The following is a 20,782-nucleotide window of genomic DNA, read 5'->3' as shown; positions in this document are numbered from 1 at the left end:
AGCATGACGACTCCGCCGGGGTGGTACCCGGACCCGGGCAACCCTGCCGTCGAACGCTGGTGGGACGGCGCCACCTGGTCCGGGCACACCCGGCCGTCCGCCGCCGGTCCGCAGATCCCTGCGACCGGCGACGGGCAGCCGGGCCGGACCGTCACGACCGGCGGCGGGCGCCGGGGCCGGACGGTCGTGTTCCTCGCCGCGGGAGCGGTACTCGCCGGAGCGGCCGTCACCGCGGCCGTAGTGCTCGGCGGCGGCGACACCACCCCACGGCGCGGTGCGTCCACGACGTCCTCCGCCTCCGCCGCGGAGCCGGCGGCGAGCGATTCCGCGGACGGCCCCAGTGCCGCACCGTCCGGTGATCCCACCGTTCTCGTCGACCAGCTCAACGGCATCACCCTGCCGATACCGGACGGCTGGGAAAGGTCCGATTCCCTCGCCGACGAGGGGCTCACCATGGTCACCGAGGACGCCTACCGGTGCCCCGGCGACGACGGCGGCTTCTGCGACCACGGCAGGGTGTCGTCCCGTACGGCGACCGGCACCGACGAGACCTCGCCCGCACGGCTCGCCGCGCGGGACATCTCCGCCGCCGCCGAGGAGGCGTACGAGAAGGAGGGCTCCGAACGCCGGCGCCACGGCGGCATCAAGAGCCACCGGCAGATCGCCTCGCGATCGGTGGCGGTCGCCGGACGCACGGGTCACCTGGTCCGCTGGCGCGTGACCACCGGCGCCGGACCGGGCGGCTACGTCCAGTCGCTGGTCTTCCCCTCACCGGTCGGGTCCGAGGCACTCGTCATCGTCCGGTTCGCCTTCGACGCGGGAGCGGACGGACCACCGCTCACGGAAATGGACCGGATCGTCAAGGGCATCCGGCCGATCGGCGATGTCAGCGGCGGGGTCGGCTCGACGATCGGCCCGTAGGACCCGAGCCCCGGGCGCGGTCAGAGGAAGGTGCGCCCCTCGCCCCGGTACGTCGGTACGGACGCCACCACCCGGTCGCCCTCCACCAGCCTCAGCTCGTCGAAGCGTTCGCACAGCTCCCCGGCCTTCGCATGCCGGAACCACACCTTGTCGCCGATCAGCAGATCGTCGGCGGCGCTGCCCAGCAGCGGCGTCTGGACCTCGCCCGGGCCCTCCAGCGGGTCGTACCGCAGGCCCTCCGGCAGATACGGAACCGGCAACCGGTCCTGCCCCGCCGCACCGGACGCCGGATAGCCGCCGCCGAGCACCGTCACCACACCCACCCCGGGCCGGCGGACCACCGGCTGCGCGAACAGCGCGGCGGGACGGCCGCTGAAGGATGTGTAGTTGTCGAACAGCCGCGGCACATAGAGCCCCGACCCGGCCGCGATCTCGGTGACCGCGTCCTCGGCCGCGGTGTGCTGCACACTGCCCGTGCCGCCGCCGTTCACGAACTCCAGGTCCGGGGCCTCGGCCCGGACCGCCGCCACCACGGCCGCCCTGCGCTCCGCCAGCTCGCGCCGCGCCGCGGACTGCATCAGCCGGACCATCCGCGAACGCAGCGGACTGCCCGCCACCGCGTCCCCCACACCGGCCACATGCCCCTCGTAGGCCATCAGCCCCACCAGCCGGAAGCCGGGGCGGCGGACGACGGCCCGCGCCAGCGCCGCCAGTTGGGCCGGCTCACGCAGCGGCGAGCGGCGCGCCCCGAACCGGATGCGCCCGCCCAGCAGTTGAAGCGCCGTGTCCAGCTCCAGACAGACCCGGATCTCCTCCCGGCCGCCGTCACGTGAGCGGTCGATCAGCTCCAGCTGCGCCGGATCGTCGACCATCACCGTCACGGCGGCGGCGAGCTTGGGGTCCCCGGCAAGCTCGGCGAACCCGGCGCGGTCGGCGGAGGGATAGGCGAGCAGCACATCGCCGAAGCCCGCCCGCGCCAGCCAGAGCGACTCGGCCAGGGTGAACGACATGATCCCGGCGAACCCGTCCTTCGCCAGTACGCGCTCCAGGAGCGCCCGGCAGCGGACGGACTTGCTCGCCACCCTGACCGGCTTCCCGCCCGCCCGGCGGACCAGGTCCGCCGCATTCGCGTCGAAGGCGTCGAGATCGACGAGGGCAAGCGGGGCGTCGAGGTGGGCCGTGGCCCGGTCGTACCGGGCCCTGTCGGCGGCTCGGGGAATCATGGCCCGAGCTTGCCAGACCCGATTACCCAGGGGTAGAGGGACGTTCTGGGCAGATGCCCCGTGCCGACAATCCTGTACCCGGACCGCCTCGTCCAACCCGTAGAGTGACGCTCACGCGGTGACGAACGGGCCTGCCCGAAAGGCGATCCGCCGGCGCTACGGCATGAAGGAGACGGGGGCGGATGAGCACCGAGGCACCACGCTCTTCCCGTATCACGGAAGTTCTCCTTCCGCCCCGGCCTGGCGCGGTCCCCCCGCCGGCTCCTGCCGAGACCACGACGCGATTGCGCCCGATCACGGACTCGACACCGTCTCCGTCCCCGCGGCAGCCGGCCACTCCGCCTCCGCCCGCGAAGGCGACCGAGCCCGCCGGGACCGCTGAGCCCGCGGACACCGACGGAAACACCGGGACCACCGAGGCCGCGATGGCGGCCGGGCGGGCCGGTACCGCTGAACCCGCGGAAACGGCTGAGACCCTCCCACCGGTGCGCCCGCGCCCGTCAGGAGCCGTTCCGCCGCGCCCTTCCCGGCCGCCGATGGGCGGGGGCGGGGCAGTGCCGCCGCAGCCGACCCGACCCCCGGGTGCCACGGGCCGTGTACCCGGGCCTTCCCCGGCCGGCGCCGCAGCCGTACCCGACGGGGTCACGGCTGTGTCCGGGGCGCCGGGCGCATCACCGGCCACGGGATTCGGCCGTGCCGCGCCCCTCGCCGTGCCCGACGGCGGCGTCGCGGTCCCTCCGCGCCCCCGCGCGGCCGACCGGCCGCTCTGGCAGGGGATGCCCATAGGCGGCCCACCGCAGGGCGCCGCCGCGGCCCCATACGGCGAGCCATACCAGCCGTACCCCGGCTTCCGCCCCGAGACGCCCGCGGAAGTCACCACGCGGCTGCGGCCCATTCGCCCCCGCCGCCGGGCCCGTACCGCGGCGGCCGTCGTCTGTGTCGTGCTCGGGCTGGGGCTCGCCGCAGGCGCCGCCGCCGGCAGCTGGCTCGTCGGGGAACCCGCGGGCGCCCCCGCGACACGGGACGGCTACGCCGAGGCGCGCTCCCTGTGGCACAGCGTCCCCGTCGACGAGCTCTTTCCCCGCACGCTCAGGGGCACCGGCGCGGGGCCCGGGGGCGCGGACCGCGTCTGGACACGGGTCGGCGTGGCGCCCGACGCCCCGTGCGCCCCGGCCCTCGACCCCTTGCTGGTCAAGGCACTGCGACCGGTCGGATGCCTGCGCGTGCTGCGGGCCACCTACACCGATGCCACGGCCAGCGGTGTCACCACGGTCGGCATGGTCTTCACCCAGGCGGACCGCCAGGTGACGGCGACCCTGCGCACCCGGTTCTCGCGCGAGAGCCTCGACGAACGCGCCGACATGATGCCCCGGGCGTACGCCGTCCCCGGCACCGCCGCCGCGGGCTTCGGCGACCGGCAGCGGGCCAGCTGGAGGATCCGCGTGCTCACCGACGCACCCGTCATCGTGTACGCCGTATCCGGCTTCGCCGACGGCCGCCCGGTGGCGGATCCCCGCCCGGCGGGCGAGACGATCGTCGCCGGTGCCACATCAGCCCCGGCGCAGGCGGGCCTCGGTCACGAGGCCGATGGCATCGCGGACGGCATAGAACGCGCTCTGCGCGCCCTCGCCGCCAAGGCTCCGGAGCAGCCCGAATGACCGCAGCAGACCGTAGGTCCGCGGCCGCACGCCCCGCCCGTACGCGCCCCCGGAACCACTACGGCCGCCGGCTGACCGGAGGCCTCGCCGCCGCCCTCGCCTTCGCTCTGGTGTCCGCGGCGCCCGCCCACGCCGACGCCATCAGAGCCCGTCAGTGGGCCCTCGAAGCCCTGCACACCGACGAGGCGTGGCAGACCACCAAGGGCAAGGGAATCACCGTCGCGGTCCTCGACACCGGGGTCGACGAGAGCCATCCCGATCTCGCGGGCCAGGTGCTCCCTACCAAGGACTTCATCGGCTTCGGGGCCCGCCGCGGCGATCGCGCATGGGCCCGGCACGGGACCGCCATGGCCGGCATCATCGCCGGGCACGGCCATGGACCCGGGCGTGAGGACGGCGTACTCGGCATCGCCCCCGAGGCGAAGATCCTGCCCGTCCGGGTGATCCTCGAAGGGACCGATCCGGCGCGCGTCCGGGCCCGCAAGTCCCGTGGCACCGCGCTCGCCGACGGCATCCGCTGGGCCGCCGACCAGGGAGCCGACGTCATCAACCTCTCGCTCGGCGACGACAGCGAGTCGGCCCACCCGGACAAGAGGGAGGACGCCGCCGTCCAGTACGCCCTCGCCAAGGGCGCCGTGGTCGTCGCCTCGGCCGGGAACGGCGGCGAGAAGGGCGACCACATCTCGTACCCCGCGGCCTACCCCGGTGTCGTCGCCGTCGCCGCCGTCGACCGCTTCGGCACCCACGCCGCCTTCTCCACCCGTCGCTGGTACGCCACGGTCAGCGCCCCCGGTGTGGACGTGGTCATCGCCGATCCCGATCGCAAGTACTACGAGGGCTGGGGCACCAGCGCCGCCTCCGCGTTCGTCTCCGGAGCGGTCGCGCTCGTGCGGTCCGCCCATCCCGGACTGACGCCCGCTCAGATCAAGAAGCTCCTCGCGGACACCGCGCGCAGCGGCCCCAAGGACGGTCGCGACGACGCCAAGGGCTACGGCATCGCCGACCCGGCGGCCGCCATCGAGGCGGGTGGAAAGCTCACCCCCGGCGGGCCGAAGGCCGCAGCCGCACCGGGCTACAACAGCCGCTACTTCGGCCCCGGGCCGGCGCCCCGGGCCGCGGCTGACAAGCCGGGCGGCCTGCTCGTACCGGCCGCCGGCGGCCTCGGTGCACTGCTGCTGGTCTGTGCGACCGTCCTGTGGCGCGGAGGCCGCCGCAGCGGCTGAGCCGGGCGGCACGGTGCGCGGAGGTGCACCGTGCGGTCGCAGCAGGGGCCCGGCGTCATGACGGCCGCCGTCCAGGAACTAGGCTCGTCACGTGGCGCTCAAGAACATCCCCGACTCCGGATTCCCCGACGACGACGGCTCCGCCGACCCGGCCCTCACCGCGGCGCTCGCCGCCTGGGCCGAGGACACAAGCGCCGAGCAGCCCGTGCTCGAGGCGCTCAGGGGAGCCCGGCTGCTGGTCCCCGTCGTCGCCCTGCTCGGTGAGGTCGAGGAGGACGAGAAGGGGCTGCGCCGGGAGAAGACCAGCGACATGGCCGTGCCGACGCTGACCCTGGGGGAGCGCCGGGCGCTGCCCGCTTTCACCTCCACGGCGTCGCTGGCCCTGTGGGATCCGGCCGCCCGGCCCGTCGCCGTGCCGCTGCACCAGGCGCTCGCGGCCGCAGTGCACGAGAAGGCGGACACGCTCCTGCTGGACGTCGCAGGCCCGGTGGCGTATCCGCTCACGGGCCGTGCCCTGCTCGCCCTCGCGGAGGGCCGCACCAGCACCGATCCGCTGACCGATCCGGCGGTACGGGAGGCCGTGCGGACGGTGGTCGCCGCCGAACCCGGCGTGGCCCGCGCCCACCTCGGTCCCGGCAGCGCCGACGGCACCCTCGCCCTGGTGCCCGCTTCGGGCGCCGCTCCCGGTGAGACCGCCCAGCGCGTCGCCCGGGCGCTCGCGGCCGACGAGACGCTGCGGGCCCGTCTGGTCCGCGGCCTCGACCTGGCCGTGCTGCATCCGGACGCCGTGCCTCCGGGGGAACCCCTCTACGTACGGCGGTAGGGGACACCGCATATCGTGTGGCGCATGAGTGACGCGACCCCCAGCAATGAGACGCCGAGCGGCGAGTCCCCCGACTTCGACGCCATGACCCGCGACATCGCGGAGGTCCCCGCGGTCGAGGTGATCGTCACGGTCGCGGTGAACCTGATGAGCGCCGCCGCGGTCAAGCTCGGTCTGACCGAGGACGGCGAGAAGCACAAGGACCTGGACGAGGCACGCAAGCTGGTGCACGCGCTGGCCGGACTGCTCGACGCGGGCGTCACGGAGATCAGCTCCTTCCACGCCGCGCCGCTGCGTGACGGGCTGAAGTCGCTCCAGCTGGCGTTCCGAGAGGCGTCGCTCGTCCCCGACGAGCCGGGCCAGGGCCCTGGTGAGAAGTACACCGGGCCGGTCTTCGGCTGACGCCTTTCCGCCGGACGGCGGTCCCGCCGCTCGTCCGGGCGAGGCGGTGGCGGGTGCCCGTACGGGCGGGTGGCCCCCCGGTCCGCGCAGCAGGCGCCCCACGTGCGCAGCACGCGTGGAGACGCCCCGGTTCGCCCCCGCCGCCCGGAGCTGCTAACCTCGTGTAACGACCGGTCGGACACCCATGTGCCCGACCCACAAGTGGAGGCTCCGATCTCCCACCCGACCGCCTTCAGGGCGGCGGGTCACCGGTCAGACGGCGTCCATCGTTCCGTACGGACGATGGAGCCGTCCGAACCAGCGCCCCGCGGCTGACGCGGCGGTGTTCCGGTAGTTCCAGGAGCCCCGCCTGTGCCCGTCGGGGCATTTTTCATGTACCGGCGCGGTTGGTCTACGAAACAGACGTTGCGTGGCTGTCCGCCAGACCGCCGCGTGGTGCTACCGAGGAGGATCCATCAGCGCCGAGCCCCGCATCAACGACCGGATTCGCGTTCCCGAGGTGCGACTTGTCGGTCCCAGCGGCGAGCAGGTCGGGATTGTTCCGCTTGCCAAGGCCCTGGAGCTTGCCCAGGAGTACGACCTCGACCTGGTCGAGGTCGCGGCGAACGCCCGTCCGCCTGTGTGCAAGCTCATGGACTACGGGAAGTTCAAGTACGAGTCGGCCATGAAGGCCCGTGAGGCGCGCAAGAACCAGGCGCACACGGTCATCAAGGAGATGAAGCTCCGGCCGAAGATCGACCCGCACGACTACGACACCAAGAAGGGTCACGTCGTCCGGTTCCTCAAGCAGGGCGACAAGGTCAAGATCACGATCATGTTCCGTGGTCGCGAGCAGTCCAGGCCGGAGCTCGGCTACCGACTGCTGCAGCGGCTCGCGGAGGACGTCCAGGACCTCGGTTTCGTCGAGTCGAACCCGAAGCAGGACGGCCGGAACATGATCATGGTTCTCGGTCCGCACAAGAAGAAGACCGAGGCGATGGCCGAGGCCCGCGAGGCGCAGGCCGCCCGCAAGGCGGAGCGCCAGGGTCTGTCCGCCCACGCGGAGGACTCCGTCGAGGACTCTGTCGAGGACTCTGTCGAGGACTCCGCCGAGGACTCCGCCGAGGAGCCCGCCGAGGCCTGATTCCGGAGCAACCGTTCCGGACATCAACCGATACACCTGACGCTTTCGCCTGCCGGTTTGCGGACCGGCCAGCGGGAGCGCCACTGACGAGGAGAGAACGGCGCGATGCCGAAGAACAAGACGCACAGCGGTGCCAAGAAGCGCTTCAAGATCACCGGCTCCGGCAAGGTGCTCCGCGAGCGCGCCGGCAAGCGCCACCTGCTCGAGCGCAAGTCGTCCAAGCTGACGCGTCGCCTCACCGGCAACGCCGAGATGGCCCCGGGTGACGCCGCCAAGATCAAGAAGATGCTGGGCATCTGAGCTTGATTTCGTGCCCCCGGACGGGGGCCTCCGGGCAAAGACCGGGACCCATTCGTTTCCGGGTCGTGTGAGGACAACCACGGCCCCGCTACAAGGAGTTAACAAGTGGCACGCGTCAAGCGGGCAGTCAACGCCCACAAGAAGCGCCGGGCGATCCTCGAGCAGGCCAGCGGCTACCGCGGTCAGCGTTCCCGCCTGTACCGCAAGGCGAAGGAGCAGGTCACCCACTCCCTCGTCTACAACTACAACGACCGCAAGAAGCGCAAGGGCGACTTCCGTCAGCTGTGGATCCAGCGCATCAACGCCGCTGCCCGCGCCAACGGCATCACCTACAACCGCTTCATCCAGGGTCTGAAGGCCGCCAACATCGAGGTGGACCGCAAGATCCTGGCCGAGCTCGCGGTCAACGACGCCGGCGCGTTCGCCGCGCTCGTCGAGGTCGCCCAGAAGGCGCTCCCGAGCGACGTCAACGCCCCGAAGGCCGCGTCCGCGGCCTGACGGCCGCCCATCGCGTCCCTCCGGACCGTCCCGGACCCGCAGGCCCCTGGCCTGCGGGTCCGTGTGCGTCGGGGGTGCGGTTCGGCCGCGCCGTGCCGGCACCAGGAGGTGCCCGGCCGCGGGACCGTATGACCTGCCCGGAGACGGCCGGGCCTCGGGCCGGTACCCCGTGCGCCTCCCGGCCCCCCGCTCCCCGCACACAGCCCTCCGTGCGCCCCGAGCGCCACGAGAGACCCGAGCGCCAGCCACAAGAAGAAGTGAGTGCACCCCCATGGGCACCTTCGAGCTCATCTCCCCGCGATCCCCGCGCGTCGTCGCCGCCCGACGGCTCGCCCGCCGGAACTTCCGGTCGAAGGACCGCCGGTTCATCGCCGAAGGACCGCAGGCCGTACGGGAGGCGGTGGCACACCGGGGCGGGGACGGTGAACCGACACTGACCGAGCTGTTCACCACCGTCGAAGCCGCGGAGCGGTACGGGGACATCGTGGACGCCGCCCGTGCGGCCGGGGCACGGATCCACTACGCCGCCGACACCGTGCTGGCCGAGGTCTCGCAGACCGTCACCCCGCAGGGGCTCGTGGGCGTCTGCCGGTTCCTCGACTCGCCGTTCGATGAGATCCTCGCCGCCCGGCCCAGGCTCGTCGCCGTCCTCGCGCACGTACGCGACCCCGGGAACGCCGGCACCGTGCTGCGCTGTGCGGACGCCGCGGGCGCCGACGCGGTCGTGCTCACCGACGCCTCGGTGGACCTCTACAACCCCAAGTCGGTGCGGGCGTCGGTCGGTTCCCTGTTCCATCTGCCCGTCGCCGTCGGCGTACCCGTCGAGCAGGCCGTCAGCGGGCTGAAGGACGCCGGGGTGCGCATCCTCGCCGCCGACGGAGCCGGGGACGACGACCTGGACGACGAGCTCGACGCCGGCACGATGGGCGGGCCCACCGCGTGGATCTTCGGCAACGAGGCCTGGGGGCTGCCCGAGGAGACCCGTGCGCTCGCGGATGCCGTCGTCCGCGTGCCGATCCACGGCAGGGCCGAGAGCCTCAACCTCGCGACCGCCGCCGCCGTCTGCCTCTACGCGTCCGCACGGGCCCAGCGCACCCCCGGCGGCTGCCGGGCGAGCTGATCCGCCCGTCCCGCCCGGCGGCCGGTGCCGCCGCGCCGGGGACCCGTACGGAACACGGGTACAGCCGCCGACGAGGCCCTGTCCGGCCGATGAGGTGCGATGAGGTGCGACGAGGGGCGATGACGCATCGTCATCAGGGTGTCGCTCCGTCACCGGCGCCTAGTAGGGTGACGCATTCGGGGACCCACTGCACCGGTTCGAGAGGTGGGGTACGGGGATGGCTGTCGGCACGAGCAGACCGTCGAAGACCGCTGCGCGGACGCACACCGCTCTCGCATGCCCGGCCACGGGCCTCGGCGACCTGGGCATCGATCCCGACGACCTTCCCGACGGCTTCGTCGTCGCCGACGAGACCGGCCGGGTGATCTGCTTCAACGCCGCGGCGGTGCGGATTACGGCGACCCCCCGGGCCGAGGCGATAGGGCTCCCGCTGGAGCGCGTCCTGCCCCTGGAAGACCTCAAGGGACACCGCTGGTGGCCGCTGACCGATCCGTACGGCGGGCTCGCCACCCGCGTCGGCCAGCCGGAGCGCAATCTGCTGCTGCCCGGCGGCCGTGAGGTGCTGGTCTCCGCGCGGTACGTGCGCGAGACCCCGAAGGGACCGGTCCGGCGTGTCGTGGTCACCCTGCGCGGCACCGAGGCCCGGCGCCGTACCGAGCGCAGCCACGCCGAGCTGATCGCCACCGTCGCCCATGAGCTGCGCTCTCCGCTGACCTCGGTCAAAGGCTTCACCGCCACCCTGCTCGCCAAGTGGGAGCGCTTCACCGACGACCAGAAACGCCTCATGCTGGAGACCGTCGACGCCGACGCCGGCCGGGTCACCCGTCTGATCGCCGAGCTCCTCGACATCTCCCGCATCGACTCCGGACGGCTCGAGGTCCGGCGCCAGCCCGTGGACATAGCCGCGGCCGTGGGCCGTCACATCCAGGCGCACACCGCCCGCGGCCAGTCCCCGGACCGCTTCTTCGTACGCGTCGAGCGCCGGCTGCCCGATCTGTGGGCAGACCCGGACAAGATCGACCAGGTGCTCGGCAACCTGCTGGAAAATGCGGTGCGCCACGGAGAGGGAACCGTCACCATCGAGGTGGCACCAGCGCCCGGAGAGTGCGACGAGAAGGGAACGGCCGTCACCGTGAGCGACGAAGGCCCCGGTATCCCCGAGGAGTCGATGGGCCGTGTCTTCACCCGCTTCTGGCGGGGGAGCAAGCGTGGCGGCACCGGTCTCGGGCTGTACATCGTCAAGGGCATCGTCGAGGCGCACGGCGGCACGATCACCGTCGGACGCGGTCCCCGCGGCGGAGCCGAGTTCCGATTTATCCTGCCCGTCGGCGCCCCCGCGTATCTCAGCTGACACACGCTGAGTCTCGCCCCTCGGCCCACGGGCTCTCACGCATACCTCACCCCGCTAAACTCGACCTTTGGCACCTTTGCGTCCTCGGTCGTCGAGCGGGGGCCCCAGTCACCCCATCGGAAGCACGGGAAGAGATGTCGGCACCCAATAAGTCGTACGACCCTGTCGAGGTCGAGGCACTGAAACCGGAAGAGATCGAGCGCATGCGGGACGAGGCGTTCGCCGCCTTCGCCGCCGCGGGCGACCTCGACGCTCTTCACGAGGCGAAGATCGCGCACACCGGCCCCGCCTCGCCGCTCGCCCTCGCCAACCGTGAGATCGGCGCCCTGCCGCCGCACGCCAAGGCCGACGCCGGCAAGCGTGTGGGCCAGGCCCGTGGCGCCGTGAACAAGGCACTGGCCGCGCGCCAGACCGAGCTGGAGGCCGAGCGGGACGCACGTGTGCTGGTCGAGGAGGCGGTGGACGTCACGCTGCCGTACGACCGGACCCCGTCCGGCGCCCGGCACCCGCTGACCACGCTCATGGAGCGCATCGAGGACGTCTTCACGGCCATGGGCTACGAGGTCGCCGAAGGCCCCGAGGTCGAGTCCGAATGGCTGAACTTCGACGCGCTGAACATCGCGGCGGACCACCCCGCCCGCGGTGAGCACGACACGTTCTTCGTCCGCGGCGCCGAGGGCTCTGAGGGCTCAGGGGCAGCGGACCAGGGCTCCGGTGTCGTGCTGCGCACCCACACCTCGCCCGTGCAGGTCCGCTCGATGCTGGACCGCGAGCCGCCGCTGTACGTGATCTGCCCCGGCCGCGTCTACCGCACCGACGACCTTGACGCCACCCACACGCCGGTCTTCCACCAGGTCGAGCTGCTCGCCGTCGACGAGGGGCTGACCATGGCCGACCTCAAGGGCACCCTCGACCACATGGTCCAGGCGCTCTTCGGCGAGGGCATGAAGACGCGGCTGCGGCCGAACTTCTTCCCCTTCACCGAGCCGTCGGCCGAGATGGACATGGTCTGCTACGTGTGCCGCGGCGAGTCCGTCGGCAACGCGGACCGCCCCTGCCGTACCTGCTCCAGCGAGGGCTGGATCGAGCTCGGCGGCTGCGGAATGGTCAACCCGAAGGTACTCGTCGCCTGTGGCGTCGACCCCGAGAAGTACAGCGGGTTCGCCTTCGGATTCGGCATCGAGCGGATGCTGATGTTCCGTCACAACGTCGAAGACATGCGAGACATGGTCGAGGGTGACGTCCGGTTCACCCGGCCCTTCGGGATGGAGATCTGATGCGGATCCCGCTTTCATGGCTGCGGGAGTACGTCGACCTGCCGGCGACGGAGACCGGCCGTGACGTACAGGCCAAACTCATCGCCGCCGGCCTCGAGGTAGAGACCGTCGAGCAGCTCGGCGCCGGGCTCACCGGCCCCCTCGTCGTGGGCCGGGTGGCCACCGTCGAGGAACTGACCGAGTTCAAGAAGCCGATCCGCTTCTGCACCGTCGACGTGGGCCAGGCTGGGGGCACCGCCCAAGCCGAAGGCTCTGGGGGAGGCACCGGCGAGCCGCAGGAGATCATCTGCGGCGCCCGGAACTTCGCCGTCGGCGACAAGGTCGTCGTGGCGCTCCCCGGAGCCGTCCTGCCCGGCGACTTCCGTATCGCCGAGCGCAAGACGTACGGCCGGGTGTCCCGCGGCATGATCTGCTCCAGCGACGAGCTCGGCCTCGGCGACGACGGTACGCACGGCATCATCGTGCTGCCCCCGGAGATCGAGATCGGCATCGATGCCACCGAGCTGCTGGAGCTGTACGACGAGGTCCTCGACATCGCCGTCACACCCGACCGCGGCTACTGCCTGTCGATGCGCGGTGTCGCCCGCGAGGCCGCCATCGCCTACGGGCTGCCGCTGCGCGACCCTGCGCTGCTCGACGTGCCCGCGCCCAACTCGTTCGGTCACGCGGTGCGGATCGGCGACCCGGCCGGCTGCGACCGCTTCACCGCGCGCACCGTCGTCGGTTTGGACCCCGAGGCCCGCTCCCCGATCTGGATGCAGCGCCGGCTGCAGAAGGCGGGCATGCGTCCGATCTCGCTCGCCGTCGACATCACCAACTACGTGATGCTGGAGCTCGGTCAGCCGCTGCACGCCTACGACCGGTCCCGCCTCGAAGGCGCCATCGGGGTGCGCCGTGCCGAGCAGGGCGAGAAGTTCACCACCCTGGACGGCGTCAAGCGCGTCCTGGACGCCGGGGACCTGGTCATCACCGACGACCGAGGGCCGATCGGCCTCGCGGGAGTGATGGGCGGTGCCAACACCGAGATCGCCGACTCGGTCACCGACCCGGAGACCGGCGCGGTCCGCGGCACCACCGAAGTGGTCATCGAGGCAGCGCACTTCGACGCCGTCTCCATCGCCCGCACGGCACGCCGCCACAAGCTGTCGTCCGAGGCGTCCCGGCGCTTCGAGCGCGGCGTCGACCCGCAGGCTGCCGCCGCCGCGGCCCAGCGCACGGTGGACCTGCTGGTGCTGCTCGCCGGCGGCACCGCCGAGGCCGGCGTCACCGAGATCATCGCCCCGTCCGCGCCGCGCACGATCACCATGCCCGCCGACCACCCGGACCGCGTCGCGGGTGTGGAGTACGGCCGTGAGACCGTCGTACGCCGTCTGCAGCAGGTCGGCTGCGACGTCTACGGACAGGACGAGCTCGTCGTCACCGTGCCGTCGTGGCGCCCCGACCTGCACGCGCCGAACGACCTCGCCGAAGAGGTCATCCGGCTCGAGGGCTACGAGAACCTGCCGTCGACCCTGCCCACGCCGCCGTCCGGCCGCGGACTCACCGCGCGCCAGCGGCTGCACCGCCGGGTCGGCCGCGCGCTCGCCGGCGCGGGCTACGTCGAGGCGCTGAACTACCCGTTCATCGGCGAAGGCGTGCTCGACCAGCTCGGATTCGAGGCGGACGACCCGCGGCGCACCGTCGTCACGCTGGCCAACCCGATCTCGGACGAGGAGCCGGCGCTGCGCACCACGCTGCTGCCCGGACTGCTCACGGCGCTGCGGCGCAACGTCGGCCGCGGCGGGAACGACCTGGCCCTCTTCGAGACCGGACTGGTTTTCCGGCCCACGGGCGACGAGGAGACGGCCCTCCCGGCGACGCTCTCCGTGGACCGCCGGCCCACGGACGAGGAGATCGCCCTGCTGAACGCGGCCCTTCCGCGCCAGCCGCGTCGCGTCGCCACCGTGCTCGCCGGCGCGCGCGAGCAGGCCGGCTGGTGGGGCGGGGGACGCCCGGCCGACTGGGCCGACGCGGTCGAGTCGGCTCGCACCGTGGCCCGCGAGGCCGGGGTCGAGCTCGTCATCCGCGCCGACCAGCACACACCGTGGCACCCTGGCCGCTGCGCCGCGCTGTACGCCACCGTCGACGGCGAGGAGACCCTCGTCGGCCACGCGGGCGAACTGCACCCGCGCGTCATCAAGGCGCTCGGACTGCCGGAGCGCACCTGCGCGATGGAGATGGAGCTGGACCTGCTCGAGCGGGCGGGACAGGGTGCTCTCGAGGCGCCGCGGATCTCCACGTTCCCGGTGGCCACACAGGACGTGGCGCTGGTGGTCGACTCCGAGGTGCCGTCGGCGGAGGTCGAGCGGGTGCTGAGGGAGGGCGCGGGCGAACTGCTCGAGTCCATCCGGCTGTTCGACGTGTTCTCCGGTTCGCAGATCGGTGAGGGCCGGAAGTCGCTGGCGTACGCGCTCCGCTTCCGCGCTCCGGACCGCACGCTGACCGTCGACGAGGCCTCTGCCGCTCGTGACGCGGCGATCGCGCTGGCTGCCGAGCGCGTGGGCGCGGTGCTGCGCGGAGCCTGACGGCCGCTGATGCCTGTGTGGGCGCACCCGGATCCATCCGGGTGCGCCCACGCGGCGTTGCACGGTGTGCCGCGCCTCTCGCGGTGCGGGAGGGCCCGTGGCGCGCCGCGAGAGGCCCGGCACACCGAGAAGGCGTCGCCTGAACCGCAGTGCCCCTGGTGTGCGCCGCCCGCCCTGCCGCGGAGTATCGGGCAGACCGGCAGGACGGACGGCGCGGGAGCGGGCCGCCGCACTGTACGAGGGGGAGCCGGCGGCCCGGCCGCCTCCATGTGAGGCAGCTCAGTCAACCGACCGGGACGGCGATGCGGCAGAGCGTGTGCGGCACGGATATATGCACTTGTTTCACACCCCGTGCGAACCGCACTCCACTACGCTGGCCGCACCGAGCCAACGGAGGGCCCCATGCAGCCCAATACCCTGCTCGACGCCCTGCTGGACGAGGCCGCCATTTCACACGCGGGCCTCGCCGCCCGTGTGAACCAGGCCGGCCGTGCGCGGGGCCTGGCCCTGCGGTACGAGCACACGGCCGTGGCCCGTTGGCTGAAGGGGCAGCGGCCCAGGGGGCAGGTGCCCGATCTGATCTGCGAGGTCCTCGCGGCCAGGTTGCACCGGGTGGTCACCCTCGACGACATCGGTCTGGGAGTCCACGGGGCCGTCGCGGGCCCCGCCGGATCGTCGCTCCCCGGGTTCGTCGAGCGGGCCACCGCGCTGTGGCGGTCCGACGAGCAGCAGCGCCCGCACCTCATCGGCACGGCGGTGGTCACCGGCACACCCGCGGTGATGCCGGTGTGGGAGTGGGAGAACCCTCCGGAGGACGCCGACGTCTCCCGTGACGGCCGGACTCTCCCGCAGGGTCTTCGGCCCGGGAGGCACCCCCCGAGCCCGGCCGACGTCACCATGCTCCGTGCTGCCCGCGCCCACTACGAGCTGATGTACCGCAAGGCGGGCGGCATCGCCACCCGCTCCCGGGTCGTCGGCTTCCTGAACGCCGAAGCCGCCCCGCTGCTGCGCGGCGCGTACAGCGACGCCCTCGGGCGCCGTCTCCACCGCGCCACGGGCTCACTGGTCGCCGTCGCCGGAATCTGCGCCTACGACTCGGACGCGCACGGGCTCGCGCAGCGCTACTTCCACCAGGCGCTGCGCCTGGCGAAGGCGAGCGGCGATCGCGGTCTCGGTGCCTATGTCGTCGCCCTGCTCGTCAACCAGTCGCTGTTCATGGAGGAGTACCGGCAGGCGGTCGCCTTCGCGGGAACCGCGCTGAGGGCGGCCGGACGTGAGATCACTCCCGCGCTGGCGGCCGACCTCTGCGCGATGCAGGCGAAGGCGTACGCCCGGCTCGGGGACACGGGCAGCGCGCTCGGCTGCATCCGGCGCGCCGAGACGGAGGCACAGCGGATCCGTCCGGGACACGAGCCGGACGAGACGGGCTATGTGCAGCCCGGGCTGGTCAACGTCCAGGTGGCGGAGGCGCTGTTGAGCCTCGGGGACCTCACGGCCGCCCGGGAGCACGCCGCCGCGGCCGCAGCGGCACCCGCCCACGACCGGGGCCGGGTGCACCGGCTCGCCATACTCAGCCAGCTCGAACTGCGCCAGGGCGAGGCCGATCGTGCCGCGTGGACGGCGAGCGAAATGGCCGAGCGGGCACGGGGCATGGAGTCGCAGCGCCTCAGAGACCGGCTCAGAGAGGTCCGGCGGCAACTCGTGGCGAACGGGTCCGTACGGGCGGCCGAAGCGGCCGAACGCATCGACGGAGCCCTGCGCGTACCCCTGTGAGCCGCTTCGGGGGCTTCCCCGCGGGCAGCCCGGTCCCGGACGCCGATGCGCGAACTCGCCCCCGGCGGGGACCGGGACGGTCACATCCGTTGTGAGTTCCGTCGTTCCGTACTGGCGACACTTGGCGCGCGGACCGCACGCGGGCGGTCATCGCGGCGTACGAGTCCGGCGTGCGGGTCCGGGTACGAGTCCGGCCTCGCTTCGCGGGGCTGAGTTCCGGAAGCGACGCAGTGGTCGTGGTCGTCCCGGATCCCCTCTGCGTACTCGTACGCCGCCGTCTCGTCGAAAGGTGGCAGAACGTGGAGTGGACGAAGTTGAGCGAACGCACCGTCTATGAGAACCGCTGGTTCCGGGTCAACCTCGCCGACGTGGAACTGCCCGACGGCCGGCACCTGGACCATTTCCTGATCCGCCTCCGCCCGGTCGCCGTCGCGACGGCCGTCAACGGCGCCAACGAGGTCCTGATGCTCTGGCGCCATCGGTTCATCACCGACAGCTGGGGCTGGGAACTGGCCGCGGGAGTCGTGGAGGACGGAGAGGACATCGAGACCGCGGCGGCCCGGGAGATGGAGGAGGAGACCGGCTGGCGGCCGGGTCCCCTGCGGCATCTGCTGACCGTCGAGCCGTCCAACGGGCTGACCGACGCCCGGCACCATCTGTACTGGTCCGAGGAGGCGACGTACACCGGTCACCCCGAGGACGATTTCGAGTCCTCGCGCCGTGAGTGGATACCGCTGAAGCTGGTCCCGGACATGATCGCCCGGGGCGAGATCCCGGCCGCCAACATGGCGGCCGGGCTGCTGATGCTGCACCATCTGCGGCTCGGCTGACCGGGCCGGCGAGGGGGCTGATGCCCGCCGGGCCGTGCGCCTCGGCCCCCTCGTGACCGGGCCCGGCCGACGCGTCAGGGGTAGGAGTAGAAGCCCGAGCCGGACTTGCGGCCGAGCCGGCCCGCGTCCACCATCCGCTGCGATGCGACGGGACTGCCCCGGACACCTGTACTCGCGTCGCGAGGCTTGGCTGTACGGCCCGTGGGGCTGCCGGTCGTTCGTCCCTCTGTCAAGTCCCGAGATTCAGGGGCGTGACGGGCTTTTTGTGGCAGGGCTTACTTGAAGTGCAGATTCACATGGATGGAAAGCGGCCCCCGCACCATCCGGAAATGACCGGGGTGCACGGCTGACGGGGAGTGAATCCTGACGAGTGATCGGCCCCCCTCCTATTCCTCCTACCGGAAATAGACACGAGGCTTCGCAATGAAACTCGGACATGCCATAGCAGCCGCCGTTCTGCTGACCCCAATTCCGTTCGCAGCAATGACGATGCCCGCTGCGGCGGCGATCAACCACATCGTCGTCCTCAAAGGAGGTCTGACTGTGCTCGACGCGCCAGCCCCCTTCAAATCGGGTGGCGAGCTGGAATCTAAGCCGTTTCGAAAGGAAATCAACCTCACGCACGGCAACCGATCGGCGAAGTTCGAGGTCAGTGTGTGCGCAGGTTATGCCCTGGCTACTCTGAAATTGCGTGCGACCCTTGGGGATGACGAACAGGTGAGGGTAAGGCCAACCCTGCGTCTGCACGTAGCGAAAGGATGCCGAAGCGATGGCCTTGCCGCAACGGCCTATCCTCAGAGCCTGGCGATGCCCGGGGGCAGGGGAACGATGGGCTGGGACATGTATCTTCCCAGTGAATTGTTCCTCTCGGCCGATTGGGCTCGGGCGAACATAAGGGTCACTCACGCCCTGTGGCCTTAATCCTCCGCACGTTCAGAATCTATGCGCACTTCATGCCCGACCGGGGCGAGCGCGGGAGAACGGCGGTCGACGCGTGGCTGGGAGTGATCTCCGGCTGAAACTCCCTGAGAACTCCCTGAGTTTCTTGACGATCATCCGGGGCCGCTGCCTTACGCCGAGGTAGCGGCCCCGATCGCTACCGCCAAGAGCGCGTGAACTGCCTGGCGGGGGAGAGATTTTAGCAGGTCAGGAGTAGGAGTAGAAGCCCGAGCCGGACTTGCGGCCGAGCCGGCCCGCGTCCACCATCCGCTGCAGCAGCGGAGGGGCCGCGTACAGCGGCTCCTTGAACTCCGAGTACATCGAGTCGGCCACCGACGCGACCGTGTCGAGACCGATCAGGTCCGTGAGCCTCAGCGGCCCCATCGGATGGGCGCAGCCCAGCTCCATGCCGTTGTCGATGTCCTCCCGGCTCGCGATGCCCGACTCGAACATGCGGATCGCCGAGAGCAGATACGGGATCAGGAGCGCGTTCACCACGAAGCCCGAGCGGTCCTGGGCACGGATCGCGTGCTTGTCCAGCACCTGCTGGACCACGGCCTCGGAGCGCTTGATGGTCTCCTCGGACGTGGTCAGCGCCGGGATCAGCTCCACGAGCTTCTGCACCGGGGCCGGGTTGAAGAAGTGGATGCCGATCACCTGGTCGGGGCGCGATGTCGCGACGGCCAGCTTCACCAGCGGAATGGAGGAGGTGTTGGAGGCCAGAATGGCGTCCTGACGGGTCACCACCTGGTCGAGCACCTGGAAGATCTCCGTCTTGACCTGCTCGTTCTCGACGACGGCCTCGATGACGAGATCGCGGTCGGCGAACTCCCCGAGATCCGTGGTGAAGCTCAGCCGCGCCAGCGTGGCGTCCCGCTCCTCCGCGGTGATCTTTCCGCGTTCGGCGGCCTTGGAGAGGGAGTTGTGCAGACGCGTACGGCCGATCTCGAGGGCCTCACCGGTGGTCTCGGCGACCTTGACCTCGAGTCCACTGCGGGCGCACACCTCGGCAATGCCCGCGCCCATCTGGCCACAGCCCACCACTCCGACGCGGGTTACGTCGGCCACAGTCTCGGTCACATCGTGCCTTTCGCTGGTCTTCGTGGTCTTTGTACGGGTCCCCCGCGCTCCGTCGCCCGCCTCGACCCCACGACGTTACTCCGGGGGTGCGTGTGCTCGGGGGGCCGGGGCGGCATGCTGGGCGGGACATCGAGTACGGTGCGTGAGCATTCGGCACAGAGAGGTGTGCGGAGCCGTTATGGGACAGATCAGCAGAAGAGGACTCGTCATGGCGGCCGGCGCGCTCACCGCGCTGGCCGTGACCGACGAGCGGGGCCTGCCGGGCCTGCCGGCCGCGGCGGCCGTCGGGGGACGGGCGGGGAAGCGCGGCGGCAACGAGTTCCGGGGGATGTGGCTGGCCACCGTGGCGGGCCGCGACTGGCCTTCCGCTCCGGGGCTGAGCGCGGCCCGGCAGCGCTCCGAGCTGCTGCGCTACCTGGACGCGGCCGTCGCCCGGCGGCTCAACGCGGTCGTCTGCCAGGTCCGGCCGGCCGCCGACGCCCTGTGGCCGTCCCCGTACGAACCCTGGTCCCAGTGGCTCACCGGGGTCCAGGGGCGGCATCCGGGCTGGGACCCGCTCGGCACCGCGGTGAAGGAGGCCCATGCCCGGGGGCTCGAACTGCACGCGTGGTTCAACCCCTACCGGGTGGCCACCCACGCGGACCTCACCCGGCTGGTCAGGAACCACCCGGCGCGCCGCAACCCCGGCTGGGTGGTCACGTACGGCGGGAAGCTCTACTACAACCCCGGGCTTCCGCAGGTCAGGAAGTTCGTCCAGGACGCGATGCTCGACGCCGTCGCGCGCTACGACATCGACGCCGTGCACTGGGACGACTACTTCTACCCCTATCCGGAGGGCGGGCAGGAGTTCGACGACGGCGACGCGTACGAGCGGTACGGTGCGGGCTTCCCCTCCCGTGCGGCCTGGCGGCGCGACAACATCAACCGCCTGGTGCGGGAGATGGGGTCACGGATCAAGGCGCTGCGGCCCGGCGTCCGTTTCGGCATCAGCCCCTTCGGGGTCTGGCGCAACGCGGACACCGACCCCCTCGGCTCCGACACCTCGGCGGGCGTGGAGACCTACGACGACCTCTACGCGGACACCCGTACCTGGGTGCGCGAGGGCTGGATCGACTACGTCGTCCCGCAGCTGTACTGGCACATCGGTCTGAACGTCGCCGACTACGCCCGGCTGGTGCCCTGGTGGGCGTCCGTCGCGCAGGGGAGCGGCGTCGACCTCTACATCGGCGAGGCGCTCTACAAGGCGGGGGATCCCGCACAGGCAAGGGCCTGGCAGGACCCGAAGGAGCTGTCGCGTCACCTCACGCTCGCGGGGCGCTATGCCGACGTGCGCGGACACTGCTTCTTCGCGGCCAAGGAAGTGGTGACGGACCGGATCGGGGCGATGGACAACGTGGTGGCCGATCACTACCCGACCCGGGTCCGGTCACCGCGATGAGCCGTTGGTCAGCCCTTTTCGTGGTGGCGTACGACGGTGTCGGGGCCCGGTGACATGAGGCACTCGTGGCCGTCGTCCTCGAAGCGGACTCGGTACGGCGGAGTGCCGTGATCGCCCAGGACCTCCATGACTTCGGCGAGCCGGTCGTGCTGGCCGACGACCCGGCCGTGCACGAGCAGCTTGTCGCCCACACTCGCTTCCATCGGGCGTGACCTCCTTGTGGGAGCGCGATCGGTATT

Annotated in this window: 19 protein-coding genes; 16 read left to right on the top strand and 3 right to left on the bottom strand. The window is 71.8% G+C overall.

Annotated elements, in window-relative coordinates:
* The first annotated feature begins 3 nt into the window (after nt 1-3).
* Nucleotides 4-921: a DUF2510 domain-containing protein gene (locus tag ACTWOL_RS06825; protein WP_474301104.1), complete on the top strand. Its 918-nt coding sequence runs from the start codon at nt 4-6 to the stop codon at nt 919-921.
* 20 nt (nt 922-941) lie between these two features.
* Here ACTWOL_RS06825 and ACTWOL_RS06820 read toward each other — a convergent pair whose 3' ends face one another.
* A complete protein-coding gene (locus ACTWOL_RS06820; RefSeq protein WP_474295363.1) occupies nt 942-2,144 on the bottom strand; it encodes an amino acid deaminase/aldolase in 1,203 nt (400 codons plus the stop codon).
* Nucleotides 2,145-2,794: 650 nt separating this feature from the next.
* Between ACTWOL_RS06820 and ACTWOL_RS06815 the strand changes: the two genes are divergently transcribed.
* From ACTWOL_RS06815 to ACTWOL_RS06750, 14 genes are all read left to right on the top strand, one after another.
* Complete coding sequence (locus ACTWOL_RS06815) at nt 2,795-3,802, top strand: hypothetical protein (RefSeq protein WP_474295361.1); 1,008 nt, start codon at nt 2,795-2,797, stop codon at nt 3,800-3,802.
* Nucleotides 3,799-5,025 carry a type VII secretion-associated serine protease mycosin gene (gene mycP / locus ACTWOL_RS06810; protein ID WP_474295359.1) on the top strand — a complete coding sequence of 409 codons (1,227 nt, stop codon included), beginning with the start codon at nt 3,799-3,801 and terminating at the stop codon, nt 5,023-5,025. The genes ACTWOL_RS06815 and mycP overlap by 4 nt, the downstream gene beginning before the upstream one ends.
* A 91-nt stretch (nt 5,026-5,116) precedes the next feature.
* The gene (locus tag ACTWOL_RS06805; RefSeq protein ID WP_474295357.1) at nt 5,117-5,848 is read left to right on the top strand and encodes an SseB family protein; all 732 of its coding nucleotides are present in this window, start codon (nt 5,117-5,119) and stop codon (nt 5,846-5,848) included.
* Between the two features lie 24 nt (nt 5,849-5,872).
* Nucleotides 5,873-6,250 carry a DUF1844 domain-containing protein gene (locus ACTWOL_RS06800; protein WP_474295354.1) on the top strand — a complete coding sequence of 126 codons (378 nt, stop codon included), beginning with the start codon at nt 5,873-5,875 and terminating at the stop codon, nt 6,248-6,250.
* Between the two features lie 472 nt (nt 6,251-6,722).
* On the top strand, nt 6,723-7,373 hold the full coding sequence (gene infC / locus ACTWOL_RS06795) for a translation initiation factor IF-3 (RefSeq protein ID WP_474301102.1): 651 nt from the start codon (nt 6,723-6,725) through the stop codon (nt 7,371-7,373).
* A 105-nt stretch (nt 7,374-7,478) separates the two neighbouring features.
* Nucleotides 7,479-7,673 carry a 50S ribosomal protein L35 gene (gene rpmI, locus ACTWOL_RS06790; RefSeq protein ID WP_017945471.1) on the top strand — a complete coding sequence of 65 codons (195 nt, stop codon included), beginning with the start codon at nt 7,479-7,481 and terminating at the stop codon, nt 7,671-7,673.
* A 105-nt stretch (nt 7,674-7,778) separates the two neighbouring features.
* The gene (gene rplT, locus ACTWOL_RS06785) at nt 7,779-8,171 is read left to right on the top strand and encodes a 50S ribosomal protein L20 (protein WP_474295352.1); all 393 of its coding nucleotides are present in this window, start codon (nt 7,779-7,781) and stop codon (nt 8,169-8,171) included.
* A 271-nt stretch (nt 8,172-8,442) separates the two neighbouring features.
* Nucleotides 8,443-9,291, top strand: coding sequence for a TrmH family RNA methyltransferase (locus tag ACTWOL_RS06780; RefSeq protein ID WP_474295350.1), 849 nt, complete (start codon nt 8,443-8,445; stop codon nt 9,289-9,291).
* 217 nt (nt 9,292-9,508) lie between these two features.
* Nucleotides 9,509-10,642: a sensor histidine kinase gene (locus ACTWOL_RS06775; RefSeq protein ID WP_474295348.1), complete on the top strand. Its 1,134-nt coding sequence runs from the start codon at nt 9,509-9,511 to the stop codon at nt 10,640-10,642.
* 134 nt (nt 10,643-10,776) lie between these two features.
* On the top strand, nt 10,777-11,919 hold the full coding sequence (pheS, locus tag ACTWOL_RS06770) for a phenylalanine--tRNA ligase subunit alpha (RefSeq protein ID WP_474295347.1): 1,143 nt from the start codon (nt 10,777-10,779) through the stop codon (nt 11,917-11,919).
* Nucleotides 11,919-14,483 (top strand): phenylalanine--tRNA ligase subunit beta, encoded by a 2,565-nt coding sequence (gene pheT / locus ACTWOL_RS06765; RefSeq protein WP_474295345.1) that lies wholly within the window; start codon nt 11,919-11,921, stop codon nt 14,481-14,483. The genes pheS and pheT overlap by 1 nt, the downstream gene beginning before the upstream one ends.
* Before the next feature lie 402 nt (nt 14,484-14,885).
* Nucleotides 14,886-16,256, top strand: a complete 1,371-nt coding sequence (locus ACTWOL_RS06760; protein ID WP_474295343.1) for a hypothetical protein — start codon at nt 14,886-14,888, stop codon at nt 16,254-16,256.
* Between the two features lie 299 nt (nt 16,257-16,555).
* Nucleotides 16,556-17,086, top strand: a complete 531-nt coding sequence (locus tag ACTWOL_RS06755) for an NUDIX hydrolase (RefSeq protein ID WP_474295341.1) — start codon at nt 16,556-16,558, stop codon at nt 17,084-17,086.
* Nucleotides 17,087-17,509: 423 nt separating this feature from the next.
* The gene (locus tag ACTWOL_RS06750; protein WP_474295339.1) at nt 17,510-18,007 is read left to right on the top strand and encodes a hypothetical protein; all 498 of its coding nucleotides are present in this window, start codon (nt 17,510-17,512) and stop codon (nt 18,005-18,007) included.
* A 225-nt stretch (nt 18,008-18,232) separates the two neighbouring features.
* On the opposite strand, the gene ACTWOL_RS06745 is transcribed toward ACTWOL_RS06750, so the two are convergent.
* Nucleotides 18,233-19,093, bottom strand: coding sequence for a 3-hydroxybutyryl-CoA dehydrogenase (locus ACTWOL_RS06745; RefSeq protein WP_474295337.1), 861 nt, complete (start codon nt 19,091-19,093; stop codon nt 18,233-18,235).
* 190 nt (nt 19,094-19,283) lie between these two features.
* Here ACTWOL_RS06745 and ACTWOL_RS06740 point away from each other — a divergent pair, with 190 nt between their 5' ends.
* Nucleotides 19,284-20,543, top strand: coding sequence for a glycoside hydrolase family 10-like protein (locus ACTWOL_RS06740; RefSeq protein ID WP_474295335.1), 1,260 nt, complete (start codon nt 19,284-19,286; stop codon nt 20,541-20,543).
* A gap of 8 nt (nt 20,544-20,551) precedes the next feature.
* Here the strand turns inward: ACTWOL_RS06740 and ACTWOL_RS06735 are convergent, their stop codons facing one another.
* Complete coding sequence (locus ACTWOL_RS06735) at nt 20,552-20,746, bottom strand: DUF1918 domain-containing protein (protein ID WP_474295333.1); 195 nt, start codon at nt 20,744-20,746, stop codon at nt 20,552-20,554.
* Nucleotides 20,747-20,782: the final 36 nt, after the last annotated feature.

Source organism: Micromonospora sp. IBHARD003 (genome assembly GCF_056106285.1).
This window is presented reverse-complemented; position numbering and strand designations above follow the sequence as displayed.

What these genes read in the sequence shown, in the direction of transcription:
- ACTWOL_RS06760 (WP_474295343.1), top strand. Translation starts at nt 14,886, where the DNA reads ATGCAGCCCAATACCCTGCTCGACGCCCTGCTGGACGAGGCCGCCATT.
- ACTWOL_RS06825 (WP_474301104.1), top strand. Translation starts at nt 4, where the DNA reads ATGACGACTCCGCCGGGGTGGTACCCGGACCCGGGCAACCCTGCCGTC.
- ACTWOL_RS06750 (WP_474295339.1), top strand. Translation starts at nt 17,510, where the DNA reads ATGAAACTCGGACATGCCATAGCAGCCGCCGTTCTGCTGACCCCAATT.
- ACTWOL_RS06800 (WP_474295354.1), top strand. Translation starts at nt 5,873, where the DNA reads ATGAGTGACGCGACCCCCAGCAATGAGACGCCGAGCGGCGAGTCCCCC.
- mycP (WP_474295359.1), top strand. Translation starts at nt 3,799, where the DNA reads ATGACCGCAGCAGACCGTAGGTCCGCGGCCGCACGCCCCGCCCGTACG.
- pheT (WP_474295345.1), top strand. Translation starts at nt 11,919, where the DNA reads ATGCGGATCCCGCTTTCATGGCTGCGGGAGTACGTCGACCTGCCGGCG.
- ACTWOL_RS06780 (WP_474295350.1), top strand. Translation starts at nt 8,443, where the DNA reads ATGGGCACCTTCGAGCTCATCTCCCCGCGATCCCCGCGCGTCGTCGCC.
- ACTWOL_RS06820 (WP_474295363.1), bottom strand. Translation starts at nt 2,144, where the DNA reads ATGATTCCCCGAGCCGCCGACAGGGCCCGGTACGACCGGGCCACGGCC.
- ACTWOL_RS06735 (WP_474295333.1), bottom strand. Translation starts at nt 20,746, where the DNA reads ATGGAAGCGAGTGTGGGCGACAAGCTGCTCGTGCACGGCCGGGTCGTC.
- ACTWOL_RS06740 (WP_474295335.1), top strand. Translation starts at nt 19,284, where the DNA reads ATGGGACAGATCAGCAGAAGAGGACTCGTCATGGCGGCCGGCGCGCTC.
- ACTWOL_RS06775 (WP_474295348.1), top strand. Translation starts at nt 9,509, where the DNA reads ATGGCTGTCGGCACGAGCAGACCGTCGAAGACCGCTGCGCGGACGCAC.
- rpmI (WP_017945471.1), top strand. Translation starts at nt 7,479, where the DNA reads ATGCCGAAGAACAAGACGCACAGCGGTGCCAAGAAGCGCTTCAAGATC.
- pheS (WP_474295347.1), top strand. Translation starts at nt 10,777, where the DNA reads ATGTCGGCACCCAATAAGTCGTACGACCCTGTCGAGGTCGAGGCACTG.